General features: G+C 72.7%; 16 protein-coding genes. 15 read left to right on the forward strand and 1 reads right to left on the reverse strand.

Going from position 1 to position 17,320, the window contains the following annotated elements:
* Positions 1 to 3 precede the first annotated feature (3 nt).
* From murD to dnaE, 15 genes are all read left to right on the forward strand, one after another.
* Complete coding sequence (gene murD, locus ADJ73_RS10610; RefSeq protein ID WP_050349391.1) at positions 4 to 1,503, forward strand: UDP-N-acetylmuramoyl-L-alanine--D-glutamate ligase; 1,500 nt, start codon at positions 4 to 6, stop codon at positions 1,501 to 1,503.
* Positions 1,500 to 2,741: an FtsW/RodA/SpoVE family cell cycle protein gene (locus tag ADJ73_RS10615; protein ID WP_082176922.1), complete on the forward strand. Its 1,242-nt coding sequence runs from the start codon at positions 1,500 to 1,502 to the stop codon at positions 2,739 to 2,741. The genes murD and ADJ73_RS10615 overlap by 4 nt, the downstream gene beginning before the upstream one ends.
* Positions 2,738 to 3,871: an undecaprenyldiphospho-muramoylpentapeptide beta-N-acetylglucosaminyltransferase gene (gene murG, locus ADJ73_RS10620; protein WP_050348240.1), complete on the forward strand. Its 1,134-nt coding sequence runs from the start codon at positions 2,738 to 2,740 to the stop codon at positions 3,869 to 3,871. Before ADJ73_RS10615 ends, murG begins: the two co-directional genes overlap by 4 nt.
* Positions 3,868 to 5,325 carry a UDP-N-acetylmuramate--L-alanine ligase gene (gene murC / locus ADJ73_RS10625; protein ID WP_050348241.1) on the forward strand — a complete coding sequence of 486 codons (1,458 nt, stop codon included), beginning with the start codon at positions 3,868 to 3,870 and terminating at the stop codon, positions 5,323 to 5,325. The genes murG and murC overlap by 4 nt, the downstream gene beginning before the upstream one ends.
* Positions 5,326 to 5,327: 2 nt before the next feature.
* Positions 5,328 to 6,053: a cell division protein FtsQ/DivIB gene (locus tag ADJ73_RS10630; protein ID WP_172669718.1), complete on the forward strand. Its 726-nt coding sequence runs from the start codon at positions 5,328 to 5,330 to the stop codon at positions 6,051 to 6,053.
* Between the two features lie 203 nt (positions 6,054 to 6,256).
* Positions 6,257 to 7,582 (forward strand): cell division protein FtsZ, encoded by a 1,326-nt coding sequence (gene ftsZ, locus ADJ73_RS10635; RefSeq protein ID WP_050348243.1) that lies wholly within the window; start codon positions 6,257 to 6,259, stop codon positions 7,580 to 7,582.
* Between the two features lie 108 nt (positions 7,583 to 7,690).
* Positions 7,691 to 8,443, forward strand: coding sequence for a peptidoglycan editing factor PgeF (gene pgeF, locus ADJ73_RS10640; RefSeq protein ID WP_050348244.1), 753 nt, complete (start codon positions 7,691 to 7,693; stop codon positions 8,441 to 8,443).
* Positions 8,440 to 9,249 (forward strand): YggS family pyridoxal phosphate enzyme, encoded by an 810-nt coding sequence (locus tag ADJ73_RS10645; RefSeq protein ID WP_050348245.1) that lies wholly within the window; start codon positions 8,440 to 8,442, stop codon positions 9,247 to 9,249. Before pgeF ends, ADJ73_RS10645 begins: the two co-directional genes overlap by 4 nt.
* 43 nt (positions 9,250 to 9,292) lie before the next feature.
* On the forward strand, positions 9,293 to 9,838 hold the full coding sequence (locus ADJ73_RS10650) for a cell division protein SepF (protein ID WP_050348246.1): 546 nt from the start codon (positions 9,293 to 9,295) through the stop codon (positions 9,836 to 9,838).
* A gap of 105 nt (positions 9,839 to 9,943) precedes the next feature.
* Positions 9,944 to 10,225, forward strand: coding sequence for a YggT family protein (locus ADJ73_RS10655; protein ID WP_050348247.1), 282 nt, complete (start codon positions 9,944 to 9,946; stop codon positions 10,223 to 10,225).
* 69 nt (positions 10,226 to 10,294) lie between these two features.
* Entirely contained in the window at positions 10,295 to 11,269 is a 975-nt protein-coding gene (locus ADJ73_RS10660) for a DivIVA domain-containing protein (RefSeq protein WP_050348248.1), read from the forward strand.
* Between the two features lie 243 nt (positions 11,270 to 11,512).
* Positions 11,513 to 11,944: a TraR/DksA family transcriptional regulator gene (locus ADJ73_RS10665; protein ID WP_082176924.1), complete on the forward strand. Its 432-nt coding sequence runs from the start codon at positions 11,513 to 11,515 to the stop codon at positions 11,942 to 11,944.
* Complete coding sequence (locus ADJ73_RS10670) at positions 11,941 to 12,480, forward strand: signal peptidase II (protein WP_253272546.1); 540 nt, start codon at positions 11,941 to 11,943, stop codon at positions 12,478 to 12,480. The genes ADJ73_RS10665 and ADJ73_RS10670 overlap by 4 nt, the downstream gene beginning before the upstream one ends.
* Positions 12,473 to 13,405: an RluA family pseudouridine synthase gene (locus ADJ73_RS10675; RefSeq protein WP_050348249.1), complete on the forward strand. Its 933-nt coding sequence runs from the start codon at positions 12,473 to 12,475 to the stop codon at positions 13,403 to 13,405. The genes ADJ73_RS10670 and ADJ73_RS10675 overlap by 8 nt, the downstream gene beginning before the upstream one ends.
* A 114-nt stretch (positions 13,406 to 13,519) precedes the next feature.
* The gene (gene dnaE / locus ADJ73_RS10680) at positions 13,520 to 17,083 is read left to right on the forward strand and encodes a DNA polymerase III subunit alpha (protein ID WP_050348250.1); all 3,564 of its coding nucleotides are present in this window, start codon (positions 13,520 to 13,522) and stop codon (positions 17,081 to 17,083) included.
* On the opposite strand, the gene ADJ73_RS17575 is transcribed toward dnaE, so the two are convergent.
* A complete protein-coding gene (locus ADJ73_RS17575) occupies positions 17,046 to 17,264 on the reverse strand; it encodes a hypothetical protein (RefSeq protein WP_253272547.1) in 219 nt (72 codons plus the stop codon). The genes dnaE and ADJ73_RS17575 overlap by 38 nt on opposite strands.
* Positions 17,265 to 17,320 lie beyond the last annotated feature (56 nt).

The following is a 17,320-nucleotide window of genomic DNA, read 5'->3' on the forward strand; positions in this document are numbered from 1 at the left end:
GAGATGAGCGACGAGAGCGCCGGGCCCTTCGACCCGGACTACGAGCCCCGACCGGGCCTGACCCACAAGGACGCCGACTGGTCCGGCCTGCGGGTGCTGGTCGTCGGCCTCGGGCGGTCGGGCTTCGCGGCCGCCGACGCGCTGCGGGAGCGGCTCGCCGTGGTCACCGCGATCAGCCCCGACGTGACCCCCCAGATCGAGGAGCACGCGCGGATCCTGGACATCCTCGGGGTCGAGGTGCTGCTCGGTGACGACGCCCCCGACGAGGTGCCCGAGGGCATCGAGCTGGTCGTGACGTCCCCGGGCGTGCCCCCGCACAACCCGTTGCTCGCGCAGGCCGCCGCCGCCGGCATCCCGGTCTGGGGCGAGGTGGAGCTGGCGTGGCGGATGCGTCCGCAGACCGGCGCCGCCCCGTGGCTCGTGGTCACCGGCACCAACGGCAAGACCACGACGGTGACGATGCTCGAGTCGATCCTGCGGCACGGTGGCGCCCGGGCGATCGCGGCCGGCAACGTGGGGACGCCGATCATGGAGGTCATGCTCGACCCGACCCCGTGGGACGTCATCGCCGTCGAGCTGAGCTCCTTCCAGCTGCACTGGCAGCGCTCCCTGTCGCCGCTCGCGTCGGTGTGCCTCAACGTCGCCCCCGACCACCTCGACTGGCACGGGTCCTACGACGCCTACCTGCGCGCCAAGGGCAGCGTCTACGACCAGACCCAGGTGGCCTGCGTCTACAACGTCCAGGACCCCCAGACCGAGCTGCTGGTCATGGAGGCCGAGGTCGTGGAGGGGTGCCGCGCCGTGGGCTTCACGCTCGGGGTGCCCGCCGTGAGCATGGTCGGCCTGGTCGACGACGTGCTGGCCGACCGGGCCTTCGTCGAGCAGCGACACACCGCGGCCGCCGAGCTCGCGACGCTCGCGGACCTGCAGGGCGACGCCCCCGGCGTGGCCCCGCACTACGTCGCCAACGCCCTCGCGGCCGCGGCGCTCGCGCGGGCCTACGGCGTCGGGCCGATGGCGGTGCGGGACGGCCTGCGCGCCTACCGCCCCGAGGCGCACCGCATCGCCGAGGTGGCCGTGATCGACGGGGTCCGTTACGTCGACGACTCCAAGGCCACCAACCCGCACGCGGCGGCCGCGTCCCTGGCCGCCTTCGAGCGGGTGGTGTGGATCGCCGGCGGGCTGCTCAAGGGCGCCGACGTCGAGGACCTGGTGCGCTCCCGCGCCGACCGGCTCGCCGGGGTCGTGCTCATGGGGCGCGACCGCGACCGGATCGCGCAGGCCCTGGCTCGACACGCGCCCGATGTGCCCGTGGTCGACGTCGCCAGCACCGACACTGGTGCCATGGCGCAGGTCGTGCGCGCGGCCACCTCGCTGGCGCAACCAGGCGACGTGGTGCTGCTCGCACCGGCCGCGGCGTCGATGGACATGTTCACCAACTACGGAGCCCGGGGCGACGCCTTCGTCGAGGCGGTGCGCCAGCTCGGAGGGAGCCCCGCATGACGACGCGCCCCGGAGCCACGCGGGCCGGCACGGTCGGCTCGGGACGGGCCGGGCGCGACACCCTCCCGGACCGCGTCAGCGCCTTCCTCGAGCGGATCGACACGCCCCTGACGACGCACCACCTGCTGGTCAGCGTCACGGCGACGCTGACGATCTTCGGCCTGGTGATGTACCTCTCGGCGTCGAGCATCCGCAGCTACGACAACTTCCTCAAGCAGCTGGTCTTCGCCGGGGTCGGCGCCGTGCTCTGCTTCGTCGCCTCGCGGATCCCGGTGCGCGTGTGGCGGCGCCTCGCCTGGCCCGGCATCGGGCTGGCGCTGCTGCTGCAGGGCCTGATCTACACCCCGCTCGGGGTGACCTTCCAGGGCAACCGCAACTGGATCCAGATCGCCGGCTACCAGCTGCAGCCGTCGGAGTTCGCCAAGATCGCCATCGTCGTCTTCGGCGCCGCGATCCTGGACCGCAAGAAGGACAAGCTGTCCGACTTCTGGCACGCCATGGTGCCGCTGGTCCCGGTGGCGGTGCTGCTGCTCGGGCTGCAGCTGGCCGGCCAGGACCTCGGCACCGGGCTGGTGCTGCTGGCCATCGTCGCCGGGACCCTGTATGCCGCCGGCGTGTCGGCCCGGCTCTTCGGCATCGCCGGGGTCCTCGGGGCCGTCGCCGTCGCCGTCATGACCCTGAGCAGCGGCAACCGGATGGGCCGCATCAACGCCTGGATCGGGGACGGGTGCACCACCAACCCCGACCTGTGCCGCCAGGTGGTCAACGGCAAGTACGCCCTCGCCGACGGCGGCTGGTGGGGCGTCGGTCTCGGCGCGAGCACCGAGAAGTGGGGCTGGCTGTCGGAGTCCCGCAACGACTTCATCTTTGCCATCGTGGGGGAGGAGCTGGGCCTGCCCGGCACCTTCGCGGTGCTCTTCCTGCTGGCGGCCCTGGCCTATGCCTGCTACCGCCTGGTCTTCCGCACCGACGACCTCTTCGTGCGGCTGGCCGCCGCGGGGGTCATGACCTGGCTCATCGTGCAGTCCGCGATCAACATGGGCGCCGTCACCGGCCTGCTCCCCGTCATCGGCGTGCCGCTGCCGCTGGTCTCCGGCGGCGGCACCGCGCTGATCTCCACCCTCACCGCCCTCGGGATGCTGATGGCCTTCGCCCGCGAGGAGCCGGGGGCCCGCGAGGCCCGCGCCCTGCGCCGGGTGCGGGTCCGCCCCACCTCCGACGCTAGGACCGACCGATGACCGCTGCTCCCACCGGCCCGGGCCGCCTCACGTCGGTCGTCCTGGCCGGCGGAGGCACGGCCGGGCACGTCTCGCCGCTGCTGGCCCTCGCCGACGAGCTCCGCCGTCGCGACCCGGAGGTGCGGATCACGGTGCTCGGCACCGCCTCCGGCCTGGAGACGCGGCTGGTCCCCGCGCGCGGCTACGACCTGCGGACCATCCCCAAGGTGGCCTTCCCGCGCCGCCCCTCCGCCGCGCTGCTGCGGCTGCCCGGCGCCCTCAAGGGGGCCGTCGACGCGGCGGGCGCGGTCATCGACGACGTCCACGCCGACGTCGTCGTCGGGTTCGGCGGCTACGTCTCCACCCCCGCCTACCTGGCTGCCCGCCGGCGCGGCCTGCCGATCGTCATCCACGAGCAGAACGTCCGCCCCGGCCTCGCCAACCGCCTGGGCGCGCGGCTCACCCGGCACGTCGCCACGACCTTCGCCGCGACCCGGCTGCCCGGGGCCCGTCACCTGGGGATGCCGCTGCGGACCGAGATCACGGGCCTGGACCGCGCCGCCCGCCGCGCCGAGGCCAGGGCTTGGTTCGGGCTGCGCGAGGAGGGCCCGGTCGTCCTCGTCACCGGCGGCTCCAGCGGCGCCAAGCGGCTCAACGACACCTTCGCCGCCCGGATGCGCGAGCTCTCGGACGCCGGTGTCCAGGTGCTCCACGTCACCGGGGCCGGCAAGCTGCCGCCCGCCCCCACCCTCGCGAGCGGGGGAGCGCCATACGTGCTGGTGGAGTATTGCGACCGGATGGATCTCGCCTTCGCCGCCGCGGACCTCGTGGTGTCGCGGGCCGGCGCCGGCATGGTGTGCGAGCTCACCGCCGTCGGTCTGCCGGCCGTCTACGTCCCGCTGCCGATCGGCAACGGCGAGCAGCGGTTCAACGTCGCCGAGGTGGTGGAGGCCGGAGGCGGTCTCGTCGTCGACGACGCCGAGCTGCTCCCGGGGTGGGTGGACCAGATGCTGCTGCCGCTGGTGGGCGACCCGTCCCGGCTCTCCCGGATGGCGCAGGCCGCCGCGTCGGTCGGCACCCGCGACGGCGACCGGAGACTGGCCGACCTGGTGGAGGATGCCGTGACCACCCACCGGAGCAAGGGGCGATGACCGTGACGGAGCGTTTCGACCTCAGCGCGCCCACCGTCTCGCTCGAAGACCTCGGCCGGGTGCACGTCACCAACGTCGGCGGGGCGGGCATGTCCGCCGTCGCCCGCGTCCTGCTCGGGCGCGGCGTCGCCGTCAGCGGCTCCGACCCCAAGGACCTGCCCGTCCTCGCGGCGCTGCGCGAGCAGGGCGCCGACGTCCACGCGGGCGCCCAGCCGGACACCGTGGACCGCGCGGACACCGTCGTGGTGTCCTCCGCGACCCGGGAGTCCGACCCCGAGCTCGTCCGCGCCCGTCAGCTCGGCACCCGCGTGCTGCACCGCTCCCAGGCGCTCGCGAGCGCCGCGGAGGGGCGCCGCGTGGTCGCGGTCGCCGGCGCCAACGGCAAGACGACCACCACGTCGATGCTCACGGCGCTGCTGCTGGAGGCGGGGGCGGACCCGTCCTTCGCCATCGGTGGCGAGCTGGCGCGGTACGGCACCAACGCTCGTGCGGGGTCGGGGGAGGCCTTCGTCATCGAGGCCGACGAGTCGGACGGTTCCTTCCTCGTCTACCACCCCGAGGTCGCGATCGTCACCAACGTGCAGCCGGACCACCTGGACCACTACGGCACCTTCGAGGCCGTGCAGGACGCCTACCTGGCCTTCGCGCGCAGCATCCGCCCCGGGGGGCTGCTGGTCGCCTGCGCCGACGACGAGGGCTCGGCCCGGCTGGCGCGGCGCGCGCAGGCCGAGGGCGTGCGGGTCCTGACCTACGGCACCTCGGCGACCGCGGACGTGCGGGTGGTCGGGCACGTCGTGGACGGCTTCCGCACCGTCGCCCGGATCGTCGACGAGGGCCAGGACCGTGAGCTGTCCGTGGCGATCCCCGGCGCGCACAACGTGCTCAACGCCACCGCCGCGTATGCCGCCGCCCACCACGGTCTCGGGGTCGACGCCTCGCGCGCCGCCGCGGGTCTGGCGGCCTACACGGGCACCCGGCGTCGCTTCGAGCTCAAGGGTGAGGCGGGCGGCGTGACCGTCGTCGACGACTACGCCCACAACCCCGGCAAGGTCGCGGCCGTGGTCGGCACCGCCGCCGCGCTGCAGGAGCGTCCCCACCGGCTCGTGGTGGTCTTCCAGCCGCACCTCTACTCCCGCACCGCCGACTTCGCCCAGGAGCTGGGCGCCGCGCTGCTCCCCGCCGACGTCGTCGTGGTGATGGACGTGTATGCCGCCCGCGAGGACCCGGTCCCCGGGGTCACCGGGGAGCTCGTCGCCGACGCGGCACGCCGCTGCGCCGAGGCCGAGCCCGGGCCGGCCTGCGAGGTGCACTACGAGGCGTCCTGGGACGCCGTGGCGCCGCTGGTGGCGTCGCTCGTGCGCCCCGGTGACCTGGTGCTGACCGTCGGGGCCGGGGACGTCACGGCCCTCGGCCCGCAGGTCCTGGCCATCCTGGAGGGGGCTGCCGCCTCGTGAGGGTGCGTCCTGCCCGTGGCGACGGCGCCGACCGGCGGCGGTTCGAGCAGCGGGCCCGCCAGGCGCGGACGCTGCGCCGGCGCCCGGTGCTGCTCGCCCTGCTGCTCGTCGTCCTGGTGGCGGCGGGCGTCTACCTCGTCGGCTTCAGCTCGGTCCTCGCGGCGCGCACCGTCGTGGTCGAGGGCGTCCCGCAGGCGCAGCAGGCAGCGGTCCGGGAGGCCGCGGCCATCCCCACCGGGGTGCCCCTCGCCCGCATCGACCTGGACGCCCCCGGCCGGCGGGTGGTGCAGTCCCCGCTCTACGCCTCGGTCGAGGTCGCCCGCAAGTGGCCGAGCACGGTGCTGATCACCGTGACGCCGCGCACCCCGGTGCTGGCGCTCAAGCGCTCCGGGGACTTCCAGCTCGTGGACGCCGACGGCGTGGCCTACCAGACGGTGGGTGCCGCGCCCGCGGGAGTGCCCGTCGCCTCGGGCAAGGGCGAGGTCTCTCCGCAGGGGCTCCGTGCCGCGATCTCGGTGATGTCCACGCTCCCGGGGGACCTGCGGGGGAAGGTCTCCGCCGTGCAGGTCCAGGGCCCGAGCATGGTGACCTTCCAGCTCGACAAGACCACCGTCCTGTGGGGCGATGAGTCTGAACCTCAACTCAAGGTCAAGGTGCTCCGCGCGCTGCTGTCGAAGGGCGCCGGGACCATCAACGTCAGCGCGCCGCACAGCCCCGCCACCTCCTGACGGGGCAACCCTCGAGCGGAGGGTCGGGGTGTTGCGCCGTCCGGGTGGCAACACACCGTGGCGGAGGTTGCCCCCTACCCTGATCAGGACGTACCTTTTTGCCGACACTCGGTAACAGAACAATAACTCTGCAGTTGAACTTCAGGGTGATGCCGCCTTCGGCTCGCCACGGGGCCGGCTGCACCATCAGGAGAGGCCCCACCGTGGCAGCACCACAGAACTACCTGGCCGTCATCAAGGTCGTCGGCATCGGCGGCGGCGGTGTCAACGCGATCAACCGCATGATCGAGGTCGGGCTCAAGGGCGTCGAGTTCATCGCCATCAACACCGACGCCCAGGCACTCCTGATGAGCGACGCGGACGTCAAGCTCGACGTGGGTCGCGAGCTGACCCGCGGCCTGGGCGCGGGCGCGGACCCCGAGGTCGGCAAGAAGGCTGCCGAGGACCACTCGGAGGAGATCGAGGAGGTCCTCAAGGGGGCCGACATGGTCTTCGTGACCGCCGGCGAGGGCGGCGGCACCGGCACCGGTGGCGCGCCCGTCGTCGCCAAGATCGCCCGCAACCTCGGCGCCCTGACCATCGGCGTCGTCACCCGGCCGTTCACCTTCGAGGGCCGCCGTCGCGCCAACCAGGCCGAGTCCGGCATCGGCAACCTCCGCGAGGAGGTCGACACCCTCATCGTCATCCCCAACGACCGTCTGCTGTCGATCAGCGACCGCAACGTCTCGATGCTCGACGCCTTCCGCAGCGCCGACCAGGTGCTGCTCTCCGGTGTCCAGGGCATCACCGACCTGATCACCACCCCGGGTCTGATCAACCTGGACTTCGCGGACGTCAAGTCGGTGATGCAGGGCGCCGGGTCGGCGCTCATGGGCATCGGTTCGGCCCGCGGGGAGGACCGCGCGGTCCAGGCCGCCGAGCTCGCCATCTCCAGCCCGCTGCTCGAGGCGAGCATCGACGGCGCCTACGGCGTGCTGCTGTCCATCCAGGGTGGTTCCGACCTGGGTCTCTTCGAGATCAACGAGGCCGCGCGGCTGGTCCAGGAGGCCGCCCACCCGGAGGCCAACATCATCTTCGGCTCCGTCATCGACGACGCCTTGGGCGACGAGGTGCGCGTGACCGTGATCGCCGCCGGCTTCGACGGCGGCGACCCGCAGCCGCGCCGGGACGAGCCGGTGGCCCAGCCGCAGCAGCAGCGCCCCGCCCAGCCGCAGCAGCCGCAGCAGCAGCGCCCGGTGGCCCAGCCGCAGCAGCAGCGTCCGATGCAGCAGCAGCGTCCGGTCCAGCAGGAGCAGGCCCGCCCCGCGCAGCAGCAGGCCCCGCAGCAGCAGGCCCAGCCGGCCCAGCAGGCTCCGGTGCAGCAGCCCTCGGTCTCCGGCCAGCCGCAGCGGCAGGAGCAGGGCCAGGCGGAGCAGTCGGGCACCCCCGGCCAGGTGCGCCCGGCCGAGCAGCAGCAGGCGCAGCGCCCGCCGCGGCAGGTGTCCTTCGACGACGCGGCCGACCTGGACGTCCCCGACTTCCTCAAGTGAGCCGGAGCGGGCCCGCCGCCCGCCCCCACGGAGCCCCGCCGACCGTCACGGTCGGCGGGGCTCCGCGTCGCTGCGTCGCTGCGGGCCGCGAGCGTTAACCTCGGAGGCGTGTTGGCTCATCAGCAGCAGGACGGGACCGTGCTCCGGGTCTTCACCGACGCGTATGGCGGACGGAGCCGCCCGCCATACGCCCCGCCGGGGGCACCCGGTCAGGGGCTCAACCTCGGCAGCCACGTCGGGGACGACCCGCACGCCGTGGCGGCCAACCGGTCGCTGCTGGCCGCCCGCGTCGGGGTCGACGCGAGCCGGCTGGTCTTCCTCAACCAGGTCCACGGTGCCGAGGTCGTGCAGGTCGACGGGCCGTGCAGCGGCCCGGCGGGTGACGCCGACGGGGTCGTGACGACCCGGCCCGACCTGGCCCTGGCCGTGCTCGTCGCCGACTGCACGCCGGTGCTGCTGGCGGACCCGCAGGCAGGCGTGGTCGGTGCCGCCCACGCCGGTCGTCCCGGGATGCTGGCAGGCGTGGTCCCCGCGACGGTCGCGGCGATGCGCGACCTCGGCGCGCGGGACATCACGGCCCACGTGGGGCCGTCGGTGTGCGGGCGCTGCTACGAGGTGCCCGAGCAGATGCAGCAGGACGCGGCCCAACGGGTCCCCGAGTCCGCGGCCCGGACCTGGTCGGGCACCCCCGCGATCGACGTCGCCACCGGTGTGGTCTCCCAGCTGAGCGCCCTCGGGGTGCCGGTGACCTGGGTGCCCGGGTGCACGGTCGAGCAGGACCGGTTCTTCTCCTACCGCCGCTCCGGCGCGACCGGACGCTTCGGCGGCGTGGTCGTGCGGCGCGAGCGGGGCAGCCGGTGAGCGGCCCCGACCCCCGCACCGCCGACCCCCGCACCGCCGAGCTGGCGGACCGGCTCGCCGCGGTGGAGCAGCGGATCGAGGCGGCCTGCCGGGCGGCCGGGCGCTCGCGGGAGGAGGTCACGCTGGTCGTGGTCACCAAGTTCTTCCCGGCCGAGGACCTCGCACGCCTCGTGGACCTCGGGGTCACCGAGGTCGGGGAGAACAAGGCCCAGGAGGCCCACGCCAAGCTCGCCGACCTGCCTCCCCAGGTGCGGGACCGGCTCACCGTCCACTTCATCGGACAGCTGCAGACCAACAAGGCCCGGCTCGTGGCCGGCTTCGCGGACGTCGTCCACACCGTCGACCGCCCTCGTGTCGCCCACGCCCTCGACCGCGCGGCCGCCGATCGTGGGCGGCCGCTGGACGTGCTGATCCAGGTGAACCTCGACGAGCCCGACGAGCCCGCCCAGCCCGACGAGCCCGACGAGCCCGCCCAGCCTCGTGCAGCAGCCCCGGGCGGCCGCAGCGGGCCCGGTCCGAGCCGCGGGGGAGAGCGGCCGGACGGCATACGAGCTCTGGCGCAGGAGGTGAGCGCCTGCCCGCACCTGACCCTGCGCGGGCTCATGGCCGTGGCGCCGCTCGGCGCGGACCCCGACCCGGCCTTCGTCCGGCTGGCCGGTCTCGCTGCCGACCTGCGCCGCGAGCACCCCGCCGCGACCCTGGTCTCGGCAGGCATGAGTGGGGACCTCGAGGCGGCCGTCGCGCACGGGGCGACACACCTGCGTGTCGGGTCGGCAATCCTCGGTCCGCGACCAGGGCCCCGGTAGCGTTCCGCGTGACGATGATCGACGACTGAGCAGGAGACGCGCGATGGCTGGGGCGCTGCGCAAGACGATGGTCTACCTCGGGCTGGCCGAGGACGACTACGAGAGCTACGACTACGACAAGAAGGGCCAGGACGAGCGGGCCGGCGGTCAGCAGACCCGCACCGAGCCCCGCCTGGTCGAGTCCGGCCGCGAGGAGCGCCGCTCCGAGGGTGCCACGGCCGTCCGCGAGGAGCGCCACGCCTCCGTCGCCCACCTTCCCCAGCGCACCCCGGTGGCGCGCGTCGTCCGCGACCCGGAGGTCGGCCCGATGAACCGCATCACCACGATCCACCCCCGCACCTACAACGAGGCCAAGACCATCGGCGAGTCCTTCCGCGAGGGCATCCCGGTCATCATGAACCTCGGCGACATGGCCGACGACGACGCCAAGCGCCTCGTGGACTTCGCCGCCGGCCTCGTCTTCGGGCTCAACGGCGCCATCGAGCGCGTCACGAGCAAGGTCTTCCTGCTCACCCCGCAGCACGTCGAGGTCTCCACCGAGGAGTCCGAGGCCCCCGCCGCCGCCCGCGGCTTCTTCAACCAGAGCTGACACCCGCCCCCCAGCGCGGATCGACGGCGCAGGCGCCTCGGGAACCCCCTGAGGCCCTGCGCCGTTGTGCTGAGGGCCCGCCCCCCACCCCGTGAAGGACCGGACATGACCGTCAAGGGTCTGCTCATCGACATCCTCTGGCTCTACTGGCTCGTGCTGATGGCGCGACTGGTGCTGAGCTATGTCGTGATGCTGGCGCGCGACTGGCGTCCCCGCGGGGTGGTCCTGCTGCTGGTGGAGGGCGTCTACACGCTGACCGACCCGCCCATCAAGGCGCTGCGCCGGGTGATCCCGCCGCTGCGCATCGGGGGTGTCGCCCTCGACCTGGCCTTCATGGCGCTGCTCGTCATCGTGCTGGTCCTCATGCAGATCATCGCCAGGGTGTAAGTTGCTGGACGACTGTCGCGGCCCCGGGCCCTGCCCGGCCACGACCTGGACGATCGAAAAGGAAACACCATGGCCCTCACGCCGGATGACGTGCTCAAGAAGAGCTTCGGAGCGACCCAGTTCCGTCGGGGCTACGACGAGCGCGAGGTCGACGACTTCCTCGACGAGGTCGTCAGCGAGCTGCGCGACCTGATCGCCGAGCGCGACGACTACAAGCGCAAGTACGAGGACTGCGCCCGCAGCAAGGGGCAGTCCCCGGTGCCGGCCAAGGGCCGTCGCGCCGACGACGAGGTCACCACGCTGCGCGCCGAGCTCGACGCCGCCACCAAGCGGGCCGCCGAGGCGACCCGCCGCGCCGAGGCCGCCGAGCGTGCGAGCACCGCCGCGCCGACCGGTGCCGCCGCCGGCGACCAGGCCCAGAAGCAGGCCGCGGCCCGCCAGGAGGGCGAGGCCGCCCGCGCGGAGGTCACCCAGCTGCGCGAGCGGCTGCGCACCGCCGAGGCCCAGCTGGCCGAGGCCCGCACCCAGCTCGACGAGGCCAAGGCCAAGGCCACCGCCCACGTCTCGTCGCAGGCCCAGGCGCAGCCCGCCGCTGCGACCGGCGAGGCCGCCGGCGCCGCAGGCCTCATCGAGCTGGCGCAGCGCCTGCACGACGAGCACGTCGCCAAGGGCCAGGCCGAGCACGACCGGCTGCTCGCTGAGGGCCGCAGCCAGCGCGAGACGCTGATCGGCGAGGGCACCAGCAAGCGGGACGAGCTCGTCGGGTCGGCGCAGAGCCGCCGCGACCAGCTCATCGCCGAGGGCCAGCAGCGCCACAAGAAGCTCATCGCCGACGGCACCGCGCAGCACGAGTCGATGATCGCCGAGGCCACCCAGAAGCGTGAGGCCATCCTGCAGAGCCTGAGCGGCGAGAGGGCCGCCCTGGAGGAGGTCGTCGCCCGGCTGCGTGGCTTCGAGACCAGCTACCGCGACAGCATCGCCACCTTCATCAAGGGGCAGCTGACCCAGCTGGAGCAGACCCGGCTCGAGCCCGAGGAGCGTTAGTCGTCGCGCGCCCGGACGGGTGCCCCATGGGGCCCCCGTCCGGGCGCGTCCGCGCCACGATGCGGGGCGCGTCCGCGCCACACTGCCCGGCGCGTCCGCGTCACGACGGGTGCGGCGCGGACCTCGGCTTTCGTGGGGGTGGCCCAGCGGCTACCCTATGCAGACCTCGACGCGGGCGAGCCCGCGTCGGACGTCCGGTGCAGGCGGCTCCGGACGACACCTCGACCGATCAGTGAGGACAGCATGGCTGGCAAGTCCGCAGGGCGATCCACGACGGCGGCGTCCGCCGGCACCACCACCGCGACGGACGACGCGACGTGGAGCGACGCGGAGATCACCGAGCTCAAGGAGACGTTGCGCGCCGAGATCGACCGGCTGGAGCGGGATCTCGTCGCCGCCCAGGTCGACCTCGTGGACCTGGTGCAGGACACCCAGGACATCGTCGGCGACGACCAGGCCGATGTCGGGTCCAAGGCGATCGAGCGGGAGCACGAGGCCGCGATGGCCGCCAACACCCGCGACGTCCTCGCGCAGTACCACCACGCCCTCGAGCGCGTCGAGGCCGACCTGCAGGGGGTCTGCGAGAGCTGCGGGGGGACGATCCCCAAGCCGCGGGTCCAGGCCTTCCCGCGCGCGACCCTGTGCGTCGCGTGCAAGTCCGCGCAGAAGCGGTGACGGCCACGCGGCAACCCCGCCGGCACACCTGGCCGCTGCTTGCCGTGATCGCCGCGGCGGCCTTCGTCGCCGACCAGGTCAGCAAGGCCTGGGCGCTGCGCGACCTGACCCCGGGGATGCCGCGCCCGCTGCTCGGCAGCGTCTTCCAGCTCAACCTGATCCACAACTCCGGCGCGGCCTTCTCGATCGGGTCCGGCCAGACGTGGCTGCTCACGCTCGTGGCGGTCGGGATCGGCGGGGCGGTGCTGTGGCACGCCCGGCGGATCGTCAGCGTCGCCTGGGCCGTCGCGGGCGGTCTCGTCATGGGGGGCCTGCTCGGCAACCTCTACGACCGGTTGTTCCGGCCGCCCTCCTTCGGGCAGGGTCATGTCGTGGACTTCCTCGACTACAACGGCTGGTTCATCGGCAACGTCGCGGACATCGCGATCGTGGCGGCCGCCATCCTGGTCGGGCTCCTCGCGATCCTCGGGGTCACGTATGACGGGTCCGGGCCCGCCGACCGGCCCGCGACCCGCGAAGAGGTGCACGATGCCTGACGTCCGGATGCTCCCCGTGCCCGACGGCCTCGAGGGCGAGCGCGTCGACGCCGCCGTCGCCCGGCTCTTCGGGCTCTCGCGCAGCCGCGCGGCCGACCTCGCCGCCGACGGCGCCCTGCAGGTGGACGGCAAGGTCGTCGCCAAGTCCGAACGGGTCAGCGCCGGGGCATGGCTCGAGGTCACGCTGCCCGACCCGGCCCGCGACGACGCGCCCGCGGTGGTGCCGCGCGAGGTCCCCGGCCTGCGGATCGTCCACGACGACACCGAGATCGTGGTGGTGGACAAGCCCGCCGGCTGCGCCGCCCACCCGAGCGTCGGCTGGGACGGGCCGGACGTCGTGTCCGGCCTCGCCGCCGAGGGCTACCGCATCTCCACCTCGGGCGCCGCCGAGCGGCAGGGCATCGTCCAGCGCCTCGACGTGGGGACCACCGGCCTGATGGTGGTCGCGAAGTCCGAGCGTGCCTACACCGTCCTCAAGCAGGCCTTCCGCGACCGCACCGTCGACAAGACCTACCACGCCGTCGTGCAGGGCCTGCCCGACCCGATGGTGGGCACCATCGAGGCCCCGATCGGGCGCCACCCCAACCACGACTGGAAGTTCGCGGTCCGCCAGGAGGGCCGCCACTCCGTGACGCACTACGAGGTGCTCGAGGCGATGCGGCACGCGTCGCTGCTCGAGATCCACCTCGAGACCGGGCGCACCCACCAGATCCGGGTCCACTTCAGCGCGCTGCGGCACCCCTGCGTCGGGGACCCGCTGTATGGCGCCGACCCCGTGCTGGCCCGGCGCGTCGGGCTGGACCGGCAGTGGCTGCATGCGCACGAGCTGGGCTTCACCCACCCCGGCAGCGGCGAGTGGGTGACCTTTCAGAGCCCCTACCCGGGCGACCTGGAGCACGCCCTGTACGTCCTGCGGCAGGGCTGACGGGGCGCGACCGGCCGGCCCCGGGGGGCGGCGGGCGCGGCATACGGGCTGGTCCTGCCGGTGCCGGTGAGCCGCTCGAGGGGTCTGTCGGAGGCCGGGCATAGACTGCCCGCGATGTCCTCGCCAGCAGCCTCCAGCAAGTCCTTCGTGCACCTGCACAACCACACCGAGTACTCCATGCTCGACGGTGCCGCCCGCATCGACGACCTCTTCGCCGCCGCCGCGGAGATGGGGATGCCCGCGGTGGCCACGACCGACCACGGCTACCTCTTCGGGGCCTACGAGTTCTGGTCCAAGAGCAGGAAGTACGACGTCAAGCCGATCATCGGCCTGGAGGCCTACGTCACGCCGGGCACCCACCGCACCGACCGCACCCGGCTGCAGTGGGGCGACAAGGGCACCCGGCCCGGCGACGACCTGTCCGGCAGCGGCGCCTACACCCACATGACCCTGCTGGCCCGCAACAACCAGGGCATGCACAACCTCTTCAAGATGGGCTCGATCGCCTCCCTGGACCAGGTCTTCGCCAAGTGGCCGCGGCTCGACCGCGAGCTGCTGCAGACCTACGGCCAGGGGCTCGTCGCGACCACCGGCTGCCCCTCGGGGGAGATCCAGGTCCGGCTGCGGCTGGGGCAGTACGACAAGGCGCTCGAGGCGGCCGCGGAGTTCCAGGACATCTTCGGCAAGGACAACTACTTCTGCGAGCTGATGGACCACGGCATCGACATCGAGCGCCGGGTCCGCGAGGACCTGCTGCGGCTCGCCAAGGACCTGTCGATCCCGCTGCTCGCGACCAACGACCTGCACTACACCCGGCAGGGCGACGCCACGGCCCACGGGGCGCTGCTGTGCGTCCAGTCCGGCTCGACGCTGATGGACCCCAACCGGTTCAAGTTCGACGGGGACGGCTACTACCTCAAGAGCCCCGAGGAGATGCGCCACGTCTGGCGCGAGCTGCCCGAGGCCTGCGACAACACCCTGCTGGTGGCCGACATGTGCGACGTGTCCTTCACCGAGGGCGAGGGGCGGTTCATGCCGCGCTTCCCGTGCCCGCCGGGGGAGGACGAGACGAGCTGGTTCGTCAAGGAGGTCGAGACCGGGCTGCGCGAGCGGTTCCCGGACGGCGTGCCCGACTACGCCCGCAAGCAGGCGGAATACGAGTGCGAGGTCATCATCGGCAAGGGCTACCCGGGCTACTTCCTGGTCGTCGCCGACTTCATCAACTGGGCCAAGGCCAACGGCATCCGCGTCGGCCCGGGCCGTGGCTCGGGCGCGGGGTCGATGTGCGCCTACGCCATGCGGATCACCGACCTCGACCCGGTCCCGCACGGCCTGATCTTCGAGCGCTTCCTCAACCCCGAGCGCAAGTCGATGCCGGACTTCGACGTCGACTTCGACGAGCGCCGGCGCGGCGAGGTGATCAGGTACGTCACCGAGAAGTACGGCGACGAGCGGGTCGCCCAGATCGTCACCTACGGCACCATCAAGGCCAAGCAGGCCGTCAAGGACGCCTCCCGGGTGATGGGGCACCCCTTCAGCGTCGGTGAGCAGCTGACCAAGGCGATGCCGCCGGACGTCATGGGCAAGGGTGTGCCCCTGGCCAAGATCTACGACGAGAGCCACCCGCGCTACAACGAGGGCGGCGACTTCCGCGCCCTGGTGCAGTCCGAGGCGCACCTGCAGGAGATCGTCGAGACCGCCAAGGGCCTCGAGGGGCTGAAGCGGCAGTGGGGTGTCCACGCCGCCGGCGTCATCATGTCCAGCGAGCCGCTGATCGACGTCATCCCGATCATGCGGCGGCTGCAGGACGGTCAGGTCATCACGCAGTTCGACTACCCGAGCTGCGAGACGCTCGGCCTGGTCAAGATGGACTTCCTGGGGCTGCGCAACCTCACGATCCTCGACGACGCGATCAAGAACGTCGAGAGCAACCGCGGCGAGACCATCGACCTGGACGCGCTGTCCAAGGACATGACCGACAAGGCCACCTACGACCTGCTCGCCCGCGGCGACACGCTCGGGGTCTTCCAGCTCGACGGCGGCGGGATGCGCTCGCTGCTGCGGCTCATGCAGCCGGACAACTTCGAGGACATCTCCGCGGCCCTCGCGCTCTACCGCCCCGGCCCGATGGGCGCCAACGCGCACACCAACTTCGCGCTTCGCAAGAACGGCAAGCAGGACGTGGACTACATCCACCCCGAGCTGACCGAGGCGCTCGAGCCGATCCTGTCCATGACCTACGGCCTGATCATCTATCAGGAGCAGGTCATGGAGATCGCCCAGAAGCTCGCGGGCTACACCCTCGGCAACGCCGACCTGCTCCGTCGCGCCATGGGCAAGAAGAAGAAGGAGGTCCTGGACGCCGAGTTCGCCAACTTCGAGCAGGGGATGCTCGACAACGGCTACTCCAAGGCCGCCGTCAAGACGCTGTGGGACATCCTGCTGCCGTTTTCCGACTACGCCTTCAACAAGGCCCACACCGCGGCCTACGGCGTCGTCTCCTACTGGACGGGCTACCTCAAGGCCAACTATCGCGCCGAGTACATGGCGGCCCTGCTGACCAGCGTCGGCGACGACAAGGACAAGTCCGCGCTCTACCTCAACGAGTGCCGTCACATGGGCATCAAGGTGCTCCCGCCGGACGTCAACGACTCGATCGGCTTCTTCGCCGCCGTCGGGGAGGACATCCGCTTCGGCCTGGAGGCGGTGCGCAACGTCGGCGCCAACGTCGTCACCGAGATCATCAAGGCCCGCGAGGAGAAGGGCGCCTTCACCTCGTTCAAGGACTTCCTGTCCAAGGTGCCCGCCGTGGTCTGCAACAAGCGGACCATCGAGTCGCTCGTCAAGGCCGGGGCATTCGACTCGCTCGGGGAGTCCCGCCGCGGCCTCGTCGAGATCCACGAGGGCTACGTCGAGGCGCTCGTGGACGTCAAGCGGCGCGAGGCCGCCGGTCAGGACTCGCTCTTCGCGGCCTTCGCGATGGGGGACGGCGACTCCGGCGGCGCGGACGCCTTCGCCGGGCTGCCGCCGGTGCCGGGACACACCTGGGACAAGCAGGTCACGCTGCAGTACGAGCGCGAGATGCTCGGCCTCTACGTCTCCGACCACCCGCTCTTCGGGATCGAGCACGTCCTGCACCAGGCGGCGGACACCTCGATCGCCTCGCTCAACGCCGAGGAGGGCAAGCCGGACGGCACGACGGTCACCATCGCGGGGCTGATCACCGGGCTGCAGCTCAAGCGCACCAAGAAGGGCGACCTGTGGGCCATCGCCACCGTCGAGGACCTCGACGGTGCGATCGAGTGCCTCTTCTTCCCGTCCACCTACATGACGGTCTCCACGATGCTGGCGCCGGACGCCGTGGTCGTGGTGCGGGGCCGGGTCAACAAGCGTGACGAGAGCACTTCGATCTACGCCCAGGACCTGACGCTGCCGGACCTGCACGAGGGGCCGCGCGGACCGGTCGTCTTGACGCTGCCGATGGTGCGCGCCACCAACGGCGTCGCCGAGATGCTCAAGGATGTCCTGCTCAACCACCCCGGGTCCACGGAGGTGCAGGTCAAGCTCACCCAGCCCGGTCGTCACGTGCTGATGCGGCTCGAGCCCCGCGTCGACCCGACGTCGGCGCTCTTCGGCGACCTCAAGGCGCTGCTCGGCCCGGCCTGCCTGACGAGCTGACGTGCGCGTCGAGGTCGTGCGCTGGGCGCACCACGACGAGGTCGCCCGGCAGCTGGCCACGCTGGACCGCGACGGGCTCGTCGAGGTCGCGGTCGTGGACCGCGCGGGCGTCGCACCGCTGGTGCTGGCGGCTCCCGGTGCGCCGCTCGCCGGCGCCGACGTCATGCTCAACTGGGGGCACGGCGTCTCCCGTGAGCAGGTCGTCGAGCGCCTGTGGGCCGAGCGCATCTCCCCTGT

The sequence above is a fragment of the Arsenicicoccus sp. oral taxon 190 genome, from assembly GCF_001189535.1.
Lineage (GTDB): Bacteria > Actinomycetota > Actinomycetes > Actinomycetales > Dermatophilaceae > Arsenicicoccus.

What these genes read in the sequence shown, in the direction of transcription:
- murD (WP_050349391.1), top strand. Translation starts at nt 4, where the DNA reads ATGAGCGACGAGAGCGCCGGGCCCTTCGACCCGGACTACGAGCCCCGA.
- ADJ73_RS10615 (WP_082176922.1), top strand. Translation starts at nt 1,500, where the DNA reads ATGACGACGCGCCCCGGAGCCACGCGGGCCGGCACGGTCGGCTCGGGA.
- murG (WP_050348240.1), top strand. Translation starts at nt 2,738, where the DNA reads ATGACCGCTGCTCCCACCGGCCCGGGCCGCCTCACGTCGGTCGTCCTG.
- murC (WP_050348241.1), top strand. Translation starts at nt 3,868, where the DNA reads ATGACCGTGACGGAGCGTTTCGACCTCAGCGCGCCCACCGTCTCGCTC.
- ADJ73_RS10650 (WP_050348246.1), top strand. Translation starts at nt 9,293, where the DNA reads ATGGCTGGGGCGCTGCGCAAGACGATGGTCTACCTCGGGCTGGCCGAG.
- ADJ73_RS10655 (WP_050348247.1), top strand. Translation starts at nt 9,944, where the DNA reads ATGACCGTCAAGGGTCTGCTCATCGACATCCTCTGGCTCTACTGGCTC.
- ADJ73_RS10660 (WP_050348248.1), top strand. Translation starts at nt 10,295, where the DNA reads ATGGCCCTCACGCCGGATGACGTGCTCAAGAAGAGCTTCGGAGCGACC.
- ADJ73_RS10665 (WP_082176924.1), top strand. Translation starts at nt 11,513, where the DNA reads ATGGCTGGCAAGTCCGCAGGGCGATCCACGACGGCGGCGTCCGCCGGC.
- ADJ73_RS10675 (WP_050348249.1), top strand. Translation starts at nt 12,473, where the DNA reads ATGCCTGACGTCCGGATGCTCCCCGTGCCCGACGGCCTCGAGGGCGAG.
- dnaE (WP_050348250.1), top strand. Translation starts at nt 13,520, where the DNA reads ATGTCCTCGCCAGCAGCCTCCAGCAAGTCCTTCGTGCACCTGCACAAC.